The following is a 19,925-nucleotide window of genomic DNA, read 5'->3' on the forward strand; positions in this document are numbered from 1 at the left end:
CTCGGTCTGCATGTCCATCACGTAGTCAAAGGCGGCCAGCGCAATGCCGATGAGGCGCGGAGAGCTGCGGGCAATCGCCACGGCGTTGATGACGCCAATGGCCGATTCAATCGCCGCCATCACGCGGGTGGAACCCACCTCGCGGCCGCACGCCTGCTCGATACGCTCGAGGTGGCCTTCCAGCTCGTAAATATCGTCCGGGGTGTCGGTTTTCGGCAGGCGTATCACGTCCACGCCCGCGCGCACGGCGGCCTCCAGATCCAGCAGGCCAAACGGCGTGCTCAGCGGGTTAATGCGCACCACGGTTTCGATATCCTGATACATCGGGTGCTGCAACGCGTGGAACACCAGCATGCGTGCGGTGTCTTTCTCGCGCAGGGCCACGGCGTCCTCAAGGTCAAACATGATGGAGTCGGGACGGTAGATAAAGGCGGTAGAGAGCATGGCGGCATTGGCGCCTGGCAGGAACAGCATACTGCGGCGGAGTTTGCTCATTTCAGCGCCTCCCAGTTGATGGCCTGTTCATCGGCGGCACGCATCAGCGCGCTTTGCAGGCGGGCGCGAATAACACAGTCCAGCGCCCCTTTGTCTTCAATAATGATTAATCCCTGGTGCACGTTCATGGCGCGCAATGTGTCGTTGACCACCTGGCGAATCTGCTCGCCAAACTGCTTAATCACTTCGCTGTGGATGACGATCTCCAGCTCACCGTGAGCGGGGGCGATTTTCACCATCAGGTCGCTGGACTCCTGCGTTCCGGCCAGCGCCTCCCTTACAATTTTCATGATAAATTCCTGGTAGTTAAGCGACTTCGGCACTCGCACGGTAATGCGTTTCGAGGTGCGCGAAGGTGGTGTCCGGGACAATCTCCCGGATCCGGGAAAACTGCTGTGTCTTCAGTAAGCGGCGCACTTCGGACGCCGATATGGCGTTACCGGTGGCCTTGATGCGCGGCATTTCAACCACCTCGATATGCGAGGCCAGCAGGTCGTGCAGCGTCTGGTTGTACTGGCGGGTGATATCGCAGAACGGCTCCGAGCCGATGAAGCGGTGCGTGATGCCCAGCGCCGGGGCGATGAAGTCCCGGAAGATCAGCACGTCGATCTCGCTCCACGCCTGCTGCACTTTGCCGGTCTCCTTCAGGAAGTAGGCCGGAAACGTGGCGCGGGAGATGATGTACTGCGAGCCTTCATGCACCACCACGTTCGGCAGATGCGCCACGCCCGCGCGCACCATCTCAAGGCGCGCGCTGAACGGGAAGAACGAGGCGTCTTCACGCACCACAAACAGATGCAGGGCATCGCACTGCGCCGCCGCCTGCTCCACCAGATGACGGTGGCCGAGGGTGAATGGGTTGGCGTTCATCACAATGGCACCAATTTTTTCCCCGCCCCTTCGCATCCGGCTTAAGGTACGGCAGTAGCGCGCGATCCCCTGCGGGGTTTTCTCCATTAGCACCGCGTTGTTCCCGCTCTGGGCAATCGGCCAGAAACCGCTGCGGCCAAAGCGTTCCTTATTGCACGGACGGGTGCAGAGGAAGAGGTGAAAATGGCCGCGCTCCAGCGCCGCATTTTCCACCTCTGCCAGCAGACGCGCGCTGAGGTTTTCCCCACGAAGCTGCTCGTTGACCGCCACGCATTTGATGACGTTGGCAGCCAGCCCGGCGCAACCCACCAGCTGCGCGCCGGACCAGGCTTCGACAAACAGCGTGATGTCGTTGTCCAGGCCAAGGCCGCTGTCTGCCAGCAGGTAGCGGATCTGGCTTAAGCGTTCCGGGTGTTTCGCCACCAGCGTGTGGCGAAAATCGATGGGTTGCGATTGCATGCTGCCGCCTTACTTAATGTGCTGCCGCAAGCCCGACGGCTGGCGCTTCCACGATCACGTTGCTGAGATGACCGATATGCTCGATCTCCACTTCAATGCGATCCCCCTCTTTCATAAACAGCGGCGGGTTACGCTTTTTACCCACCCCACCTGGGGATCCGGTGATGATCACATCGCCAGGACTTAAGCGGGTGAAGGTGCTGATGTACTCGATCAGCTCCGCCACCTTGTGGATCATGCTGCTGGTGTTGTCTTCCTGCACCATGCGGCCGTTCAGCCAGGTGCGGATTGCCAGTCGGTGCGGATCGGGGATCTCATCCGCCGTCGCCATCCACGGGCCGAACGCCCCGGTCTGCCGCCAGTTTTTCCCGGCGGTGAACCAGGTGTGCTGCCAGTCGCGGGCGGAGCCGTCCATGTAGCAGCTGTAGCCCGCCACGTGGCGAAGGGCGTCGTCGCGGCTGATGTTCTCCCCGCCTTTGCCGATGATCACCGCCAGCTCGCCTTCGTAGTCGAATTCGCTGGAGTGGCGCGGCTTCAGCACCGGCTCGTTGTGGCCGGTCTGTGAGTCCGGGAAGCGGACAAACAGCGTCGGGGCCGGGTTGTGCTGGTCAAACTCCTTGCGCTTGTCGGCATAGTTCATGCCCACGCAGAGGATTTTTTCCGGCTGTACAATCACCGGTAAGAAGGTGATGGCGTTCAGCGGTACATCCACCGCGTCGTTCAGGAATCGGGTGGCCTGCGCCAGCCCGTTCCCCTGCAACAGCGCTTTAAGGTCGCCATAGCGGTCGCCGAGGCGGCGGCCTAAATCAATCACGCCGTCGGCCTGAACGATGCCGTAGCTGCGTTTTCCCTGGTATAAAAAGCTTGCGAGTTTCATTGTTCTTTCCTGAAAACTTAAACGAGGAAGTTGCCCAGAATCAGCAGAGAGATGGAGACGTTAATCGCCCCGCCGATACGGGTAGCAATCTGGGCGAACGGCATCAGACTCATGCGGTTGCCTGCGGTCAGGATCGCCACGTCACCAGTACCGCCCTGGCCGCTCTGGCAGCAGGAGACGATGGCGACATCAATCGGGTGCATACCAATCTTTTTGCCGACGAAGAACCCGGTTGCCACCAGCGCGGAGACGGTGCTGATAATCACCAGCAGGTTGGTCAGCGTGAAGGCGGCCACCAGTTCATGCCATGGGGTGATGGCTACGCCAACGGCAAAGAGAATCGGGTAGGTCACAGAGGTCTGGAAGAATTTGTACACCACCTGAGAGCCCTCCAGCAGACGCGGAGAGGCACCGTTGCAGAGCTTCACCAGCACCGCCATAAACAGCATGCCCACCGGCGCTGGCAGACCAATCAGCTTGTGACCGAGCATACCCAGCATGTACAGCAACACCGCCAGCAGCGCGCCGGAGGCGATGGTCGTCACGTCCGCTTTGCCGGAGAACGCAGGCTGAGAGACGGTGGCATCGGCATTGGCGCGATTCGGCATCAGCTGGCCTTCACCGGTCAGGTGCGGGTAGCGTTTCCCGAGCTGGTTGAGGCAACCGGAGATAATGATCGCCGTCAGGCCGCCGAGCATCACCATCGGCAGTACGCGGCCGAGCGCCACGCCCTGATCCATATGCAACAGGGTGGCATAGCCGATGGAAAGCGGGATTGCCCCTTCCCCGACGCCGCCCGCCATGATCGGCAGAATGATAAAGAAGAAGATCTGGAACGGCTCGAGGCCCAGCGCCAGCCCAACACCCATGCCGACAATCATGCCGACGATTTCACCGCACAGCATCGGGAAGAAAATGCGCAGGAAGCCCTGGATCAGCACGGTGCGGTTCATACTCATGATGCTGCCGACGATAATGCAGCAAATATAGAGATAAAGAATGTTGGTGGATTTATAGAACTTAGTGGTGGATTCCACTACTACATCCGGCAGCAGGCCGTAATAGACCAGCGCGGAAGGGATAAAGGTGGCGCAAATTGCCGCCGCGCCGAGCTTGCCGACAATCGGCAGGCGTTTGCCGAACTCACCGCAGGCAAAGCCGAAGAAGGCCAGCGTGGCCACCATGACCACAATGTCGCTCGGTAGTTTTCCGCCCAGGCAATCAATCGCAATCAGCGCGCCCGCCAGAACGAACAGCGGCAGAGGTATAATGCCGATTTTCCAGGTATCCATAATATGCCACCAGCGCTCTTTGAGCGATGGCCGCTGAATATCAATCGGGTCGTGGGTAACAGAGAATGAATCGTCAGTTGTGCTCATAATAAGCCCCTTAGTTATTTTGTGCGTTCAGCTTAGAGTCACAAAGGCTTACTTTATGTGAGGGATGGCATATTAAAAGCGAAGTTTTAATGGACGCTATGGTTTTAATGGTTTCTTTTATTTAATGTGATTTATGCCTTATTTATTGCCGTGGTTTTTATGGTTTCTTTTCTTAACTGAACAAAGAAATAACATTTATTCATTTAACCTTAAGAGGATGAGACTTTCGGAAAAATCTTTTACAGGCTGCGCTGTGCAAGGGATCACAAGTTTTCGGCAAAGCGGGCATCCTGGCCTTAAAAGATGATATATTCAGCCGACCTGTTGATATCTCGCGTGATAGTTATGAAAGTATCGTTTCAGATCAAGCTGTTTATTTCGCTGGTCGCCTTTTTCTCAGTGCTGTTCGCATTACTGGGCGGATATTATTATGTCGATGTCGGCAGGCAGCTTTATCAGGAAATGAGCGCGCGCGCAAAAATACAGGCTGAAGAAATTGCGCTTATTCCAACCCTGCGAAAAGAAGTCGAACAAAAGGATATCCAGGGCATCCATGACTTTATGCAGAAAATAGCCGCCCGCAGCGACGCCAGTTTTATTGTGATTGGTGACAATAAGGGGCTGCATCTTTTCCACTCCGTGTTTGCCGACCGGGTAGGCAAAACGCTGGTTGGCGGAGATAACGACGAGGTATTACACGGCAAAAGTACCATCACCATCCGCAAGGGCGGGTTAGGCATTTCACTGCGCAGCAAAGCGCCCATTTTTAATGATGCCGGGCAGGTGGTGGGGATTGTTTCGGTAGGCTATCTCACAAGCTATCTGGACACCATCACCGTCAGCAAGGTGGTTAATATCCTGATTGCCGCCGTGCTGCTGCTTATCGCCCTGTTTATTTTCTCCTGGTTCTTCACCCGCAGCATCAAGAAGCAGATATTCTCTCTGGAGCCGCGCGAAATCGGCCTGCTGGTGCGCCAGCAAAAGGCGATGATGGAATCCATTTATGAAGGGGTGATTGCCATCGATGACGATCTCCGCATTGAGGTGATCAACCAGGCGGCGCGTAAATTATTAGGCTTACGCCAGCCCGCCCGCGAACTGCGGGGTCAACTCATCAGCCAGGTGATCGCGCCCGTCCCGTTCTTCAACGCGCAAACCATGCTTGCGAAAGACACCCACGATGAGATCTGTCGCTTTAACGATCTCACGGTCATTGCCAGCCGGGTGCGGATAATGCTGGAAGATGCATTGCAGGGCTGGGTGATCACCTTTCGCGATCGCAACGAGATCGACTCGCTCAGCGCCCAGCTCAGCCAGGTGAAGCGCTACGTTGATAACCTGCGCATCATGCGCCATGAACAGCTGAACCGCATGACTACGCTGTCCGGCCTGCTGCATATGGGCCGTTATGACGAGGCAATTCGCTACATACAGGCGCAGTCGGAACACGCTCAGGAGCTGCTGGACTTTATCTCGTCCCGCTTTAGCTCTCCGACGCTGTGTGGTTTGCTGCTTGGAAAGGCCGCCCGCGCGCGTGAAAAAGGCGTTGAGCTGAGTTTCGATCCGGCCTGCCGGGTGGATAAACCGTTCCTGCCGCTGCTCGAATCGGAACTTATCTCGATCATCGGGAACTTGCTGGATAACGCCATTGAAGCGACCCAGCGTGCACCGCTCCCGCATGCCCCGGTGGACGTGCTGATAAAGCTGAACGAGCAGGAACTGATTATTGAAGTCGCCGACCAGGGCGTCGGCATCACACCGGAGATCCGCGACCGGATCTTTGAGCGCGGCATCACCACCAAAACGCGCGGCGATCATGGTATTGGCCTGTATCTGATTGAAAGCTATGTCACACAGGCTGGCGGTGCAATTGAAGTTGCCGATAACACCCCACGCGGTGCCATTTTCTCACTGTTTATTCCCGCCACGGGAACGGCCCGGCACCCCGTACAGGAACTGGAAGATACCGACTATGCAACATGAACTTATCGACGTACTGATTGTTGAAGACGAGAACGAACTGGCGCAACTGCACGCGGAGCTTATCGGTAAACATCCGCGTCTGAGGCTGGTGGGGATTGCCGCGTCGCTGGCCGACGCGCAGGTACAACTGGAGAGCAAACAGCCGAAGCTGATGCTGCTGGATAACTACCTGCCGGACGGCAAAGGCATCACCCTTATCAGCAACCCGATGCTCACCCGCGCCAACTGCTCGGTGATTTTCATCACCGCCGCCAGCGATATGGACACCTGTAGCCAGGCCATTCGTAACGGCGCGTTTGACTATATCCTTAAGCCGGTCTCCTGGAAGCGGCTCAGCCAGTCGCTGGAGCGTTTTGTGCAGTTTGCCGAACAGCAGCGCGTCTGGAAGATTGTCGACCAGCAGAACGTGGATTCACTCTATCAGTTACAGGCGAAAAACTATCGTCTGGACAACGGCAGCAAAGGGATAGAGGAGAACACGCTGGCGCGGGTGCAAATGCTGTTTAACAACAAGGCGGCGCACTGTTTTACGGTGGATGAGGTGGTGAGCGAGACGGGCCTGAGTAAAACCACCACCCGGCGCTATCTGGAACACTGCGTGGAGGTGGGTTTTCTGACGGTGGAGATGCTGTACGGTAAGATTGGACATCCGAGAAGGATGTACAGGCGTAGTGCGACTTAACTCCCCTCACCCCGGCCCTCTCCCCAAAGGGGCGAGGGTGAAGAAACGGCTCCGTGCAATCCCCTCTCCCCTTTGGGGAGAGGGTTAGGGTGAGGGTCCCTACTTTAATACGTACCCATACAGCCGCTTGATCCCGTCCGCATCCTTCTCGCTGTAAACGCCCTGCAACTCTGGGGAGAAACCCGGCAGCATATTAATGCCCTCTTCCAGTGCCAGGAAGTAGCGCTGTACTGCTCCACCCCAGACTTCCCCCGGCACCACGCACAGCACGCCCGGCGGGTATGGCAGCGCACCTTCGGCGGCAATGCGTCCTTCGGCGTCACGAATACGCACCAGTTCGACGTTCCCGCGAATGTACTCCTGGTTGGCATCCTGGGGGTTCATCACCACGGCAGGCAGGCTCTCCTGACGGAACATCGCCTTCTGTAAATCCTTCACGTTAAAGCTGACGTAGAGATCGTGCATCTCCTGGCATAGCTGGCGGATCGTATAGTCGCGGTAACGCACCGGGTATTTCTGATAGATGGTCGGAAGCACATCCGCGAGCGGTGTGTCGTCTTCAATATGCTGTTCAAACTGCCCCAGCATCGCCACCAGCTGCATCAGCTTCTCCGCGCTCTCGGCTGGCGTCAGCAGGAACAGGATGGAGTTGAGATCGCACTTCTCCGGCACAATGCCGTTCTCGCGCAGGTAGTGGGCGAGAATGGTCGCCGGAATGCCGAAATCGGTATAGTGCCCTGTTTCAGCATCAATGCCCGGCGTGGTCAGCAGCAGCTTGCACGGATCGACGAAATACTGCTCGCGGGCATAGCCTTCAAAACCGTGCCATTTTGCACCCGGTTCAAAACTAAAGAAGCGACGCTCGCTGGCGATAGCCTGCGTGGGGTGATCCTGCCATGGCCGCCCCGCCACCACCGGTGGGATAAACGGTTTGATCATATGGCAGTTAGCGATGATGGCCTTGCGCGCTTCAATGCCCAACTCGACACACTCCGCCCACAGCCTGCGTCCGCTTTCGCCCTCGTGGATCTTGGCGTTCACGTCCAGCGCCGCAAACAGCGGGTAAAACGGGCTGGTGGAGGCATGCAGCATGAACGCGTTGTTCAGCCGCTTGTGCGGGCAGAAGCGCGACTGACCGCGAATATGGTTATCCTTTTTATGGATCTGCGACGTTTGTGAGAACCCGGCCTGCTGCTTGTGGACCGACTGGGTCACGAAAATGCCCGGATCGTTCTCGTTCAGTTCCAGCAGAAGCGGAGACGTTTCCGCCATCATCGGGATAAATTGCTCGTAGCCGACCCAGGCGGAGTCAAAGAGGATGTAGTCGCAAAGGTGCCCGATCTTGTCGATCACCTGACGGGCGTTGTAGATCGTGCCATCGTAGGTGCCGAGCTGAATGATCGCCAGACGGAACGGGCGCGCCTCGGCGGCTTTCTGCGGCGCGACGTCACGGATCAGTTCCCGCAGCCAGGCCTCATCAAAGCAGTGCTCATCAATCCCGCCGATAAAACCAAACGGATTACGGGCTGCCTCAAGATAGACAGGCGTTGCCCCGGCCTGGATCAGCGCCCCATGATGGTTGGACTTGTGGTTGTTACGATCGAACAGCACCAGATCGCCACGAGTCAGCAGCGCATTGGTCACCACTTTATTGGCCGCCGACGTGCCGTTCAGCACGAAGTAGGTTTTATCCGCGTTGAACACTTTCGCCGCGAACTTTTGCGCGTGCTTGGCAGAACCTTCGTGGATCAGCAAATCACCGAGCTTCACGTCGGCATTGCACATATCGGCACGAAACACGTTTTCACCGAAGAAGTCGTAAAACTGCCGCCCCGCCGGGTGTTTTTTGAAAAAGGCGCCGTGCTGGTGACCCGGACAGGCAAAGGTGCTGTTTCCCATCGCCACATACTGGCTCAGGGTGTCAAAAAAGGGTGGCAGCAGGTTCTCTTCATACCGGCAGGCGGCAGATTCCAGTTCCAGCAATTCCTGTGCTTTACCCGAGATGATCGCCGTGACACCCTCTGGCACCTCTCCTGGCTCTGTTGAGAACATAAATACCGGTAGCTGAAAGCCCGTACGCTTCAGCAACGCGAGAATGCCGCTGTAGCTTTCAACAACCGTAATGACGACTGCCGCCACATCGGTGAAATCAGTGTTATCCAGCATAACCTTTTCGCGATGCGTAGAAACTTTGGATACCAGCTCGCGGCTGACGGCAATTTTCATGGTTTTCATAGGCGCAAATACCCTCACCGAGCGGTGAGACAGGAAGGAGAAAATTCGCGCAATCATGTCACCTTTTATTTTCAGGTGCAAGAAGGAATCAGTATGCGTTACGCCTCCCAAAGCTAAGCGTAATCAGGGACGAACGTGCCATAATGATGCAATGCCAGTGCTTAAATAACAGGAGTTAAACGTGGTAATTGGACCCTTTATCAATGCGGGAGCCGTATTGCTGGGCGGTGTACTTGGGGCAGTATTAAGCCAGCGGTTGCCGGAGCGTATTCGCGTCTCCATGCCCTCCATTTTTGGCCTGGCGTCGTTAGGGATTGGTATCCTTTTAGTGGTGAAATGCGCCAACCTGCCGGTGATGGTACTGGCGACGCTGCTCGGCGCGCTGATCGGCGAATTTTGCTATCTGGAAAAGGGCATCAATCACGCGGTAGGCAAAGCCAAAAATCTGATTGCCCGACCGGGCAAGGCGAAGCACGGCACGCACGAGTCGTTTATTCAAAACTACGTTGCGATCATTATTCTGTTCTGCGCCAGCGGCACGGGGATATTCGGTTCGATGCAGGAAGGGATGACCGGCGATCCCAGCATATTGATTGCGAAAGCGTTTCTGGATTTCTTTACTGCCACCATCTTTGCCACCACCCTCGGCATCGCCGTCGCCGCGATTTGCGTGCCGATGTTGCTTATTCAACTGGCGCTGGCCACCTGCGCCACGCTGATCCTGCCGCTGACAACACCAGCGATGATGGCAGACTTTACCGCCGTCGGCGGCCTGTTGCTGCTGGCGACAGGGCTGCGAATCTGTGGCATTAAGATGTTTGCAGTGGTGAACATGCTCCCTGCCCTCCTGCTCGCGATGCCGCTATCCGCGCTCTGGACGCACTTTTTCGCTTAAGTTTGCGACGAAATGGTGAGAGAGTGTGCAGTCTGCACCGAAAGCAACAAATTTCGTTGACGCCGGAGGGAGGATCGGGTTTAATGCGCCCCGTTGCCCGGATAGCTCAGTCGGTAGAGCAGGGGATTGAAAATCCCCGTGTCCTTGGTTCGATTCCGAGTCCGGGCACCAAATTTCCTATTAACGGACCTCCACGGAGGTCCGTTTTTGCATTCTGAGCCCGCCAGAATCATTACTTCTGCATTCCCTTAACGACATCCCAACCACTGCGTCAGCAGCGCATGCAGTTTAGCTGGCTCCAGAGGCTTGCGGAGTACCAGATACCCCTCCTGCTCCGCCTCCAGCAGAACCGGTGAATTAAATTCGCCGCTAACTATCGCGCCGCTCATATCCGGCAGACGTTCAAAAAGCGCTTTCAGGATATCGAAGCCGCTTTCGCCGGATCGCAGGCGCTGGTCGCACAGCACGGCGAACGGCGTAAAGCCGTCGTCGATTATGGCAAACGCTTCTTCAGCGGAGGCCGCACAGCGTACGTCGATTCCCCAGACGCTCATCAGGCTCTCCCAGGCAGACGTCACCAGCGGGTCGTCATCGACAACCAGGCAGGAACCGTGCAGCGGCGCATAGCGTACCGGCGTGGCGGTGTTATCAGCGGCGGGCGGGGTATCCAGCACGCTATCTTCGCCAGCATATTGGGTAAAGCGCATCCAGAAGCGTGAGCCTTTCCCTTCAATGGATTGCATCCCGTATTTCACCTTCATCAGCTTGGCGCAACGGGCAACGACGGCCAGTCCCAGCCCGTGTCCGGCGCTGTCGATCTTCCATGCCAGCTCGGGGCGGTAGTAAGGTGAGAAGATTTTGCCCTTCTCTTCATCGGCGATACCGACTCCCGTGTCCCACACCTCCACCATACACTCGTCACCGCGCGGTCGGATGGCGACCAGCACCCCGCCCTGGAGCGTGTAGCGAAGGGCGTTTTGAATCAGGTTGATCAGGGACTGTCGCACCAGTAGCGGATCGCCCATCACGTAGATATGGCGTTTAGGCCGCCGGATGCACAGCCTAAGCGCGCGGCTGTTGGCCTCTTCACGAAACAGCGTGATGACCGAGTCGAGCAGAGCACCGATATCCACTTTGGTCGGGGCAGAGAGGACATTCCCGGATTCTATTTTGCTGAGATCGAGCAGAGAGTTGAGCATTAAATGTACCGAGCGAACGCTCTGCTGAAGGTCAAGAAGCTGTGGCGTCAGGCTGCCGTCCCGGTTTCGATGGAGGATGGCTTCGATCAGAAAGCCCATAGCATGCACAGGCTGGCGCAAATCGTGGCTGGCGGTGGTCAGAAACTGATTTTTATCCAGCAGTGCCTGCTCCGCGTCCTCTTTGGCCTGACGAAACTGTTCCGCCAGCCGTGAGCTTTTTTCCTCCAGCAGCGCTTGCTGAATAAAGAACGCATGGGAAGTTAACGCATGGCGGTAAATTGCGAAGCCGTAAAGCAGATTCAGCATGAGCACGATGAACATCAACTCATCCAGCCGCCAGATAATACCGAGGTTCAGCACCCCCCAGGAGGCGAAGAAAAAACGCGTGAAGGTACTAATGACAGGCGTCAGATGTGTCGCATTGGCGGCGACGATGGCGGCGATGCTGATATTAAGTAACAGGAAAAAGTCAAAATTCTGCGTCTGTGGCGTAATTAAATAGAGTGAAGAAATTCCCAGCCCGTGAATAAAGGCAATATTATTAATACGCGGAAGCCAGCGTCGCAGGACGTCCCTCTCACCGTTTTCTTTCGCTTCACGCTGATAGCATCGGTGCAATAGTCGTATCGCCACGGCACATAGCAGATAAATAATTATCCAGATAATCGTTGGGCCGAGGTCGTCCCCAAGCATATAAATCCAGATGGCGAAAGGAATACCCACAAAGGGCACAGCACTAAAGCTAAATACCAGCCGAAGAAAGGTGTTGTTTAGCAAACGGATCTGCGCCGGAGCAGAGATACCATCATTTTGTAAGCTCTGGAAAAACCTCATTCCGACGGTTCCTGCTTGCCATGCAGAAGCGTGATGGCTTCAACCCGGCTGTTAACGCCTATCTTTTTCAATATATTGCTGATGTGTTCTTTAACCGTGGGCTCAGAAATTGAAAGCTGTGCGGCGATTCGTTTATTTGGCAGGCCGCGCATAATCATATTTAACACGTCTATTTGTCGCGGCGTTAAGTTAAATTTACTTAACTTCTCATTATTGGCCTTAACGGAAATTTCGTTTCCCTCAGGAAACCAGGTCTGATTATCAGTGAGTGCGAAAACGGCCCGCGAGAACATCTCAGGTGGCTCGCTTTTCAATACAAAACCGTGTCCCCCGGCGGCATTAACTTTGCGCCAGATATCATTATTGTCATCCCCGCTGACCACCAGGAGTCGTACCTGTGGGTAAAGTTGTTTTACTTCTTTGAGTAATTTCAGGGCCGTTCCGGAAGAGAGCCAAAAATCGATTACCAGCAAACGTGGCGGGCCATGATCTCTAATTTGTCGGTAGCAATCATCCTCATTCGTCACCACACACGCCTGTTTAAACTGGCAATGTGTAATCAGAAAATTGGCGATGCCGCTTGCTACCAATGGATGGTCATCAACGACTAACGCATAATTCTGTCCCAAAGGAGCCTCCTTTTACCTTCGCATATCTTAGAGTACAGATGAATTATTATCTACCCACCCTACTTTAGGAGGGTTTTTTCGATTAGGAAAGAGAAATATATTATTCGCTGATTTGGGTAAAAGAAAACATAAATACAATCAGTGAAATTAACTGGTTGGATATCAAGGATAATTTATGAAAAAACCACTAATCGTTTTAACCGTTACGTTGATGTTAGCCGGTTGTTCCACGTTGAAAACCGATCAGGCTATTCCACTCCTCCAGGCGGAGACCGCTAAAATGCTGGGACTGGGCTCATCGGATGAAATAACTGTGACCAACGTTAATGGCGCCCAGCCGGACGCACTGGGAGGACAAAAACTCTCTTATCGCGCCACGACGGAAAAAGGGCGTATTTTCGATTGTTCATCGATGATGATGCCGGGAATTTTAGGATCCGCACCGACGCTGAGCGCGCCAACCTGTACACCTGTTGTCACACATAAATAATTAACGCCGCATCAAAAGGCGTACATAAATAACGCCTTTTACATTATCTGGCGTATCTGAGTTTTCATAAAAAAACGATGTTCCTGACATCATGCTAATGAGTACGGAGATAGCCCGTGAATAACTCTACATCGCATTCTTTAGCGGTTAAGACGCCGCTTTCCAGACTTTACCTCGCTCTATTTTCCGCGCCGCTGTTACTGTTTTTACCTGCCGATATCGCGCGTGCAGCCGATGCCTTTTTTGATGGCGACTCGCGTATTACCGAAACGCTGGGTTACACCGGTGATGTGTATGTTGGACGTAATCAACGCGGAAATCTGTTGATCGATAATGGCAAAATCACCGCCTATAACATCAATATCGGTCGGCTGTTCGACGGCAAAATTTATGAAAGCGTGGTCACGGTCCGTGGGCCAGACGCTGAGCTTAACGCGGTGAACGATCGGTACGTCCTGCGCGGCGACCTGAATCTTGGCCTCGGCACCCTGCGAGTCGAAGAGGGCGCGCTGGCGAGTGCAAAGGAGATTGTTGTCGGCACCACCCGCGGCTACGACAGCCACCTTATCGCCACGGGTGCTGGCTCTCGTGTGACCAGTAATTTTCTCAGCGTAGGCACCGATCTGGGCGCACGCTCCACGCTTGCGATTGAAGACGGCGCTGCGCTCAATACCGCTTACGATGCACGCATCGGCAACGGTACCGGACCGGGTGAAACCGACACGCTGAGCCCGAAAGCCACCGTCACTGGGAGCGGCTCACAGTGGAACGTTGGCCGTACGTTGACGCTTTATGGCGACCTGGACGTGCTGAACGGCGGAACGGTTAACGTTGGCGGCGTGCAGGTGGCAGGCGTCTCCGGGGCAGGGAAAACCGCCGAGCTGGTTATTGCGGGCGAGGACTCACGCTTTACCAGCGGCAGCAGCGTGAGCGTGGGCGATTACGGCAATGGCGTGCTGTCTGTGATTGACGGCGGTTCATTTTCCGCTGGCAGCAATGCGCTGATCGTGGGGACATCGGGTTCCGGCTCGAACCGGGGTGCGCTCATCATCGGCAGCCGCGGCAATATGGACACCGGCACGGGTTTAACTGAGCCAACGCTTGGCACGGCGGGCGGCGCAGGTACCCTCGATGCGAAGACGGCAATAAGCCTGCGTGGCGGACTGTTCGGCAGCTATGTCTACTTCAACCATACCGACGGAAATTACATCTTCAGCAACACGATGAGCGGTGAAGGTGATGTGATCAACACCTCCGGGCAGACGACGCTGAACGGCGATCTTTCCGCACTCAAGGCGAACGTCACCGCGCGGGGCGGTAAAGTCATTATTGCCAGCAATATTAATACCCAACCAGAAGACGATATTTTTGACGTCCAGACGCTTAGCGCGGAGAACGGCGGCACGCTGATCCTCAATGCGACGGCGGGTTCAGACGTCAGCAACGGGGTGGGTTACAGCAGCGCCGCGTCAATCAAGTCCGGCGGCACGCTGGGCGGCAACGGGACGCTGGGCCAGACCGAGATCCTGTCCGGCGGACATATCTCGCCCGGCGACGGCACTATCGGTACGTTGACGCTGAAACGCTATCTGAACTTTATCGGCGAATCCTTCTATGACGTCGATATCGCAGGAGATGGCCGCAGCGACCAGCTACTGGTATCGGGCAAAACCACCATCAGCAATCAGGCTAAGGTACAGGTCACCGCGCTGGATCCGCAAACCAGCTATAAAACGGGCCAAAGCTACCGCATTTTGACCTCCGACGGGGGAATTGACGGTGAGTTCGCCGGCGCGATCTCCAAATCCGCCTTCCTCGACGTGGCGCTTAAGCAAAGCACCAATGCCGTCGATCTGACCATCGCGCAGAAAGAGACCGGTGGCGAGAATCCTGGAGGAGAAAATCCCGGAGGCGAAAACCCTGGCGGTGAGAATCCTGGTGGTGAAAACCCCGGAGGCGAAAACCCGGGCGGTGAGAATCCTGGCGGTGAAAACCCCGGAGGTGAAAATCCTGGCGGTGAGAATCCTGGTGGTGAAAACCCCGGAGGTGAAAACCCGGGCAGCGGCAAGCCGGGCATTTTCCAGACCGTGGCCCAAAGCAGCAACCAGTGGAATACCGCTGGCGCGCTCTCCACGCTGACGCAAAGCGGCCCGTCTCTGGCGCTGTATAACTCGCTGCTTCTGCTAAGCGCGCCGGAAGCGCGCGAGGCGTTCAACCAGCTTTCTGGTGAAGTTTATCCGTCAATGCAGTCCAACCTGATCGCTGGCAGCACGCAGGTGTTTAACGTGTTAAACCAGCGCATGCAGCGCGCGTTTGATAACGACAGCCTGCCGATACCACCGTTAGCCATGTCGCTGGTGCAGCAGCCGGAGCCGCAAAACAATGGCGTCTGGGGCCAGACCTTCAGCTCCTGGAGCCGAAACAGCGGCGACGGTAACGTGGGCAAGCTGGACGGCAACACCACCGGCTTCCTGCTGGGGGCAGATCGCAAGCTGGCGGACCATAACGTGCGTGTCGGCGGCTACTTCGGCTACAGCCGGGGTGATTACGACGTCGACAGCCGTCGCTCCTCAACGGATACCGACAACTATCACCTTGGCCTGTATGCGGCGGGTCAACAGGATGCGTTCTCCCTTCGCGGCGCGCTGGGTTATACCTGGCACAAGATCGAAGGCGAGCGCAATGTTGATTTCAGCGGTTTCTCGGATCGGCTGAAGTCAGATTACGACGCCAACTCCCTGCTGGCGTTCACCGAAGCGGGCTACCGTTTCGGCCAGCCAGACAGGAATATTGAGCCGTTCGTCAATTTATCGTACATCCGGCTACATACCGACAGCTTCAGGGAAGACGGCGGTGCCGCTGCGCTGAGCGTCCGTAACGAAACGATGAACACCTTCTACACGACACTCGGGTTGCGCGGTGTGACCGAGCTGCCGAAGCACGTTAACCTCTACGGTTCATTGGGCTGGCAGCACGCCTATGGCGATAAGAATACCTCTTCGCGCATGGCGTTTGCGGGCAGCGACGCGTTCATTACTCAGGGACAGGCCGTGGATGAGGATGTGATGGTCGGTGATATCGGCGTGAGCGTACAGCTGTCGCGTGCTGCGACGCTGGATGTGGGTTACCAGGGACAATATGGTGCGGATACCCGCGTCAACTCGGTTAACGCCAATCTGCGCTGGTCGTTCTGAATTATTTCCATTAAAAGAACCCGCCCTCGTGGCGGGTTTCTGCTTTTGGCTTCTGACGAAGCTAGGGATCGTTCCCAACCGCGTCCAGCAGTTTGTTTTTAAAGATAAACAAACACGCCTCGTTGAAATTCCCTGCCCCTAACCGCTCTGACAGCACCGTTCGCTTGCGATAGAGACTTTTAACCGACATATTCAGCTTATCTGCAATCTCTTCCATTGACCTCCCTGCCTTCAGCAACCGGATCATTATCGCTTCGTGTCGACTCAGCCGTAAGTTAAGCAGCCATTTGGTGGTCAGACGCCTGCCTTTCATATCGAGCACCAGATTGAATAACGACGCCATATCCGGAGCCGTAAGCGACGTGTTCATAAACAGCTTCATACTGAGAAGATCCTCCTCTCGAGGACGCATATCCAGCATAACGCAGCAGATCGTTTTTCTCGTTCTGGCCGGATGACGTATCAGGTAGTCATATAAACGGAGCGGCGTACGGCTATCAATCAGTACAGTATATTCATTTGCGTCGGTATCAAATATGTTTCTGTCTATCGAACTGAGGCAAATTATATCCGGGAAAAATAGCCGCATCCCCCTGACAAGGAAACAATCCTGAGTCACTAACACTATTGAAGTCGCCACTAACCATCCCTTTTAGATTAAAGCAAGCCCGCCTCTTAAGAAACAAGAACGCTTTCGTTTATAGCGTTTTACATTAACGGCAAATGTTTTCTGGCTTTGATCATCCCTCAATATGACATTGGTGAGCTAGACTTTTTGCAGACTATCACTCAATGCCTGGCGTTAATTATAAATAAAAAAGAATTTCAGAAAAGTCACTTCTCTGAACATTAAGAATTTTTGTCATGAAACTTCCCAAACATGCACCAGAAAGTACTTTAATTAACTCAGAAGAACTTCATTTCGGATATAACAAAACAGGAAAAAGAGAAAGAAAAATCATTTAATATCAATCAACTAAAAACACCAACCCTGCACTGAATTATCTAAAAAACTTACTTCTCCCAGAATTATCTCAAAACCTCCCAGCCGCTTTTCAACTTATTTATCCCCCAACACATCGGGTGTACATTAAGCCCAATCAGACCACTGAGATGAGGGCTCATAATTACCTTTAAGTAAGTACCCCATAACGTAGCATCATTCAGATTTAATGTTCTCCTTTATGCCCTTTAACGCAGAGTTAAAAGGCGGCCGTGTTATGCAATGGATTCACAATAAACAAATGGCAAATAGATATGGAAAGATCGCTTAGCTTCACTACGTTATTCTTTTATCGCACCACAATATTATTGTTCCTGCTTTTACTCTTTCCTGTTCTGGTTCAGGCTGATGAATCCGTTTATGAGCATCAGATACAACAGGCACGTAACGGTAATTACGCTCTGTTTCTTGATTACCTACAGCGCTATGAGCAACAACATGCTTTAACACCCGGACAGGTTGCGGACTGGTTACAGGTAGCCTCCTGGGCAGGACGCGATGACGAAGTTATCCGGGTCTGGCAGCGTTATGGTATTTATATGCCGCTGCCCGCTCGCGCCATCGCTGCCGTCGCCCAGTCCAGAAGAAACCAAAAAGCCTGGCCATCGGCCTTATCGCTGTGGAAAGAGGCGCTCAGCCTTGCGCCGGATAACGACGATTACCGCATCGGCTATGTGAAGACTCTGGCCGATGCCCGCAAAGATCACCTCGCGCTTTCGGAAGCCCGGCAGCTGGTTAAAGACAATCCTTCTCCCGCGCACCTTGAGACGCTCTCCTATGTCTGGATGCGCCAGGGAAAAAACGGGGATCGGCTGCTGGCTGACATGCGCGCACTAAGCGCCGCGCCAGGGAATGAGGCCCTTCTTCGCGAGACGATCGATGCGCTAACGGATAACCGGGTAAGCACGCCCGCACTCTGGCTGTCACAAAACGCGGCGATGTCCCGCGCGGAGCGTCGCCGCCTTGAGCGTAACGCCGCGGCTGAACGGGTACGCCTGGCGGATGTGCCTGGCAGAACGGAGAAAGAGCGCCTGCGGCTGGCACAAAACGCGTTAGATCGCTATCACGCCCTGCTTTCCCGCTGGCAAAACGACCCGCAGGCGGCTGAAGACGTCATCCTTGCCCGTATCGATCGGCTTGGCGCCCTGTATGCGCAGGGTAATTACCGGCAGGTCATTAGCGAATATGAGTCGCTGACGGCCGCACAGCATCCGGTGCCGGACTGGGCCATCGGCTGGGTGATCTCTGCATATTTGCAGGAGAAAAACACCGTTGCCGCCTTCTCGCTTGTGCAACGCTATCCACACTACGCCTCCGATCCGCAGGATGAGGAGCATGCGCTTTTCTACGCCTGGCTGGATACGGGGCAGTATCAGGCCGCCCGCCGCTACGTTGAGCGCGAGACCCGCAGCGTTCCCTGGACCCGCTACGATTTCGGGTCCCCCGCCGCCCAGCCAAACGATCGGTGGCTTACCGGGCAGTCACTCAAATTTAACTATTTGCTGGCAACCAACGCCCTGCCGGAGGCCGAAAAACTGTCGTATCGTCTGGCGTCAACGGCGCCGGGAAATCAGGGATTACAGATTGATTATGCCGCCCTGCTTCAGGCCAGAGGCCTGCCGCGCGCGGCCGAGCAAAAGCTTAAACGAGCAGAGGCGCTCGAACCCACGAATCTGGAGCTTGAAAAACAGCAGGCTTACGTCGCAATGGACCTTCAGGAGTGGCGCCAGATGGATTTACTGGCTAATAACGTAATTGCTCGCGCCCCCGCCGATCGCAGCGCCCGTCGCCTGGACAGACTCAGAATGGTCCACCATATGTCTGAGCTGCGTCTGAAGGCGGGTAAAGGATTGCACTCAGATAACCCCGTCAGCGGTAGCCACGACATGAACTGGGACGCCACGCTCTATGGCCCGCCCGTGGCGGATAGCTGGCGGCTGTTTGCCGGCACCCGCTATGCCCAGGGGAATTTCGACGAAGGTAAAGGCATCAGCCGCCACCTGTTGGGCGGCGTTGAGTGGCGCCCCCGTGACCTCACGCTCGAAGCCGAGCTCTCCGGCAACCACTATCACGGCAAAAACAGGCCGGGCGCACGGCTCTCAACAACTTACAGCCTGAGTGATAACTGGCAGGTCAGTGGTAACCTCGAGCGCTTGTCACGCGCCACACCCTTACGGGCATTACGCAATGGGATTAGCGCCAACCGGGGTGAAGGTGGGGTGCGCTGGTATCAAAACGAGCGACGTGAATACCAGTTCAACGCCGCAATCAGCCGCTTCTCAGACCACAACCGCCGTCAGGAATACACCCTCTCTGGGAAAGAGCGTCTCTGGCAGACCCCGACCCTGACGCTGGATCTCGAACCGGGGATCGCCGCCAGTAAAAACAGCCTGCGGAATACGCTCTATTACAACCCGGCACGGGATCTGTCCGTGACGGCTGCCCTGTCCGTTGACCATGAGATGTACCGCCACTACGACACCCTCTGGAGCCAGCAGTTCGTGGCAGGCGGGGGCAGCTACTGGCAGAAAAATCAGTCACCTGGCGCCGTTACCCTGCTGGGTTACGGGCAACGCATCCAGTGGAACAACGTTGTCGATACTGGCGTGATGCTGAACTGGGATAAGCGCCCTTACGACGGCAAACGCGAGAGCAATCTCTCCGTCACGTTAGATGCGACTTTACGCTTTTAAGGATGAAT

The 19,925-nt window shown here is 55.4% G+C and carries 15 protein-coding genes and 1 tRNA gene; 7 read left to right on the forward strand and 9 right to left on the reverse strand.

The features are described from left to right. From DD606_RS17850 to DD606_RS17870, 5 genes are all read right to left on the reverse strand, one after another. The coding region (locus DD606_RS17850; protein WP_255573105.1) for an aldolase/citrate lyase family protein at window positions 1-495 on the reverse strand (495 nt) is incomplete at its 3' end. After that, window positions 492-785, reverse strand: a complete 294-nt coding sequence (citD, locus tag DD606_RS17855; protein ID WP_003862439.1) for a citrate lyase acyl carrier protein — start codon at window positions 783-785, stop codon at window positions 492-494. The genes citD and DD606_RS17850, both read right to left, overlap by 4 nt. Before the next feature lie 16 nt (window positions 786-801). After that, on the reverse strand, window positions 802-1,824 hold the full coding sequence (gene citC / locus DD606_RS17860; RefSeq protein WP_129258942.1) for a [citrate (pro-3S)-lyase] ligase: 1,023 nt from the start codon (window positions 1,822-1,824) through the stop codon (window positions 802-804). Window positions 1,825-1,837: 13 nt separating this feature from the next. Next, window positions 1,838-2,701 carry a fumarylacetoacetate hydrolase family protein gene (locus tag DD606_RS17865; protein WP_003862442.1) on the reverse strand — a complete coding sequence of 288 codons (864 nt, stop codon included), beginning with the start codon at window positions 2,699-2,701 and terminating at the stop codon, window positions 1,838-1,840. Between the two features lie 17 nt (window positions 2,702-2,718). Continuing rightward, complete coding sequence (locus DD606_RS17870) at window positions 2,719-4,080, reverse strand: 2-hydroxycarboxylate transporter family protein (RefSeq protein WP_022651841.1); 1,362 nt, start codon at window positions 4,078-4,080, stop codon at window positions 2,719-2,721. 345 nt (window positions 4,081-4,425) lie between these two features. On the opposite strand from DD606_RS17870, the gene DD606_RS17875 reads away from it, so the two are divergent. Further along, the gene (locus DD606_RS17875; protein ID WP_003862446.1) at window positions 4,426-6,063 is read left to right on the forward strand and encodes a sensor histidine kinase; all 1,638 of its coding nucleotides are present in this window, start codon (window positions 4,426-4,428) and stop codon (window positions 6,061-6,063) included. Then, window positions 6,053-6,745 (forward strand): response regulator, encoded by a 693-nt coding sequence (locus DD606_RS17880; protein ID WP_003862448.1) that lies wholly within the window; start codon window positions 6,053-6,055, stop codon window positions 6,743-6,745. Before DD606_RS17875 ends, DD606_RS17880 begins: the two co-directional genes overlap by 11 nt. 99 nt (window positions 6,746-6,844) lie before the next feature. Here the strand turns inward: DD606_RS17880 and DD606_RS17885 are convergent, their stop codons facing one another. Next, on the reverse strand, window positions 6,845-8,980 hold the full coding sequence (locus DD606_RS17885; protein ID WP_003862450.1) for an ornithine decarboxylase: 2,136 nt from the start codon (window positions 8,978-8,980) through the stop codon (window positions 6,845-6,847). 181 nt (window positions 8,981-9,161) lie between these two features. Here DD606_RS17885 and DD606_RS17890 point away from each other — a divergent pair, with 181 nt between their 5' ends. Together DD606_RS17890 and DD606_RS17895 are read left to right on the forward strand one after the other, a co-directional pair. Beyond that, the gene (locus DD606_RS17890; protein ID WP_003862452.1) at window positions 9,162-9,875 is read left to right on the forward strand and encodes a DUF554 domain-containing protein; all 714 of its coding nucleotides are present in this window, start codon (window positions 9,162-9,164) and stop codon (window positions 9,873-9,875) included. A gap of 95 nt (window positions 9,876-9,970) precedes the next feature. Beyond that, window positions 9,971-10,046, forward strand: a tRNA-Phe gene (locus DD606_RS17895). 77 nt (window positions 10,047-10,123) lie between these two features. Here the strand turns inward: DD606_RS17895 and DD606_RS17900 are convergent. After that, a complete protein-coding gene (locus DD606_RS17900; RefSeq protein ID WP_003862454.1) occupies window positions 10,124-11,908 on the reverse strand; it encodes a hybrid sensor histidine kinase/response regulator in 1,785 nt (594 codons plus the stop codon). After that, window positions 11,905-12,537: a response regulator transcription factor gene (locus DD606_RS17905; RefSeq protein WP_003862456.1), complete on the reverse strand. Its 633-nt coding sequence runs from the start codon at window positions 12,535-12,537 to the stop codon at window positions 11,905-11,907. Before DD606_RS17905 ends, DD606_RS17900 begins: the two co-directional genes overlap by 4 nt. 175 nt (window positions 12,538-12,712) lie before the next feature. Here DD606_RS17905 and DD606_RS17910 point away from each other — a divergent pair, with 175 nt between their 5' ends. Both DD606_RS17910 and DD606_RS17915 read left to right on the forward strand, forming a co-directional pair. Then, window positions 12,713-13,027: a lipoprotein gene (locus DD606_RS17910; protein ID WP_003862457.1), complete on the forward strand. Its 315-nt coding sequence runs from the start codon at window positions 12,713-12,715 to the stop codon at window positions 13,025-13,027. A 116-nt stretch (window positions 13,028-13,143) separates the two neighbouring features. Continuing rightward, entirely contained in the window at window positions 13,144-16,221 is a 3,078-nt protein-coding gene (locus DD606_RS17915) for an autotransporter outer membrane beta-barrel domain-containing protein (RefSeq protein WP_045342438.1), read from the forward strand. A gap of 61 nt (window positions 16,222-16,282) precedes the next feature. Here DD606_RS17915 and DD606_RS17920 read toward each other — a convergent pair whose 3' ends face one another. After that, window positions 16,283-16,810: a LuxR C-terminal-related transcriptional regulator gene (locus DD606_RS17920; RefSeq protein WP_003862459.1), complete on the reverse strand. Its 528-nt coding sequence runs from the start codon at window positions 16,808-16,810 to the stop codon at window positions 16,283-16,285. 668 nt (window positions 16,811-17,478) lie between these two features. Between DD606_RS17920 and pgaA the strand changes: the two genes are divergently transcribed. After that, on the forward strand, window positions 17,479-19,917 hold the full coding sequence (gene pgaA / locus DD606_RS17925; protein ID WP_129258944.1) for a poly-beta-1,6 N-acetyl-D-glucosamine export porin PgaA: 2,439 nt from the start codon (window positions 17,479-17,481) through the stop codon (window positions 19,915-19,917). Window positions 19,918-19,925: the final 8 nt, after the last annotated feature.

This window comes from Enterobacter cloacae complex sp. GF14B (assembly GCF_004136805.1).
GTDB classification, from domain to species: Bacteria; Pseudomonadota; Gammaproteobacteria; order Enterobacterales; family Enterobacteriaceae; genus Enterobacter; species Enterobacter hormaechei_C.

What these genes read in the sequence shown, in the direction of transcription:
- DD606_RS17875 (WP_003862446.1), top strand. Translation starts at nt 4,426, where the DNA reads ATGAAAGTATCGTTTCAGATCAAGCTGTTTATTTCGCTGGTCGCCTTT.
- DD606_RS17910 (WP_003862457.1), top strand. Translation starts at nt 12,713, where the DNA reads ATGAAAAAACCACTAATCGTTTTAACCGTTACGTTGATGTTAGCCGGT.
- pgaA (WP_129258944.1), top strand. Translation starts at nt 17,479, where the DNA reads ATGGAAAGATCGCTTAGCTTCACTACGTTATTCTTTTATCGCACCACA.
- citC (WP_129258942.1), bottom strand. Translation starts at nt 1,824, where the DNA reads ATGCAATCGCAACCCATCGATTTTCGCCACACGCTGGTGGCGAAACAC.
- DD606_RS17900 (WP_003862454.1), bottom strand. Translation starts at nt 11,908, where the DNA reads ATGAGGTTTTTCCAGAGCTTACAAAATGATGGTATCTCTGCTCCGGCG.
- DD606_RS17880 (WP_003862448.1), top strand. Translation starts at nt 6,053, where the DNA reads ATGCAACATGAACTTATCGACGTACTGATTGTTGAAGACGAGAACGAA.
- DD606_RS17885 (WP_003862450.1), bottom strand. Translation starts at nt 8,980, where the DNA reads ATGAAAACCATGAAAATTGCCGTCAGCCGCGAGCTGGTATCCAAAGTT.
- DD606_RS17920 (WP_003862459.1), bottom strand. Translation starts at nt 16,810, where the DNA reads ATGCGGCTATTTTTCCCGGATATAATTTGCCTCAGTTCGATAGACAGA.
- DD606_RS17865 (WP_003862442.1), bottom strand. Translation starts at nt 2,701, where the DNA reads ATGAAACTCGCAAGCTTTTTATACCAGGGAAAACGCAGCTACGGCATC.
- DD606_RS17870 (WP_022651841.1), bottom strand. Translation starts at nt 4,080, where the DNA reads ATGAGCACAACTGACGATTCATTCTCTGTTACCCACGACCCGATTGAT.
- citD (WP_003862439.1), bottom strand. Translation starts at nt 785, where the DNA reads ATGAAAATTGTAAGGGAGGCGCTGGCCGGAACGCAGGAGTCCAGCGAC.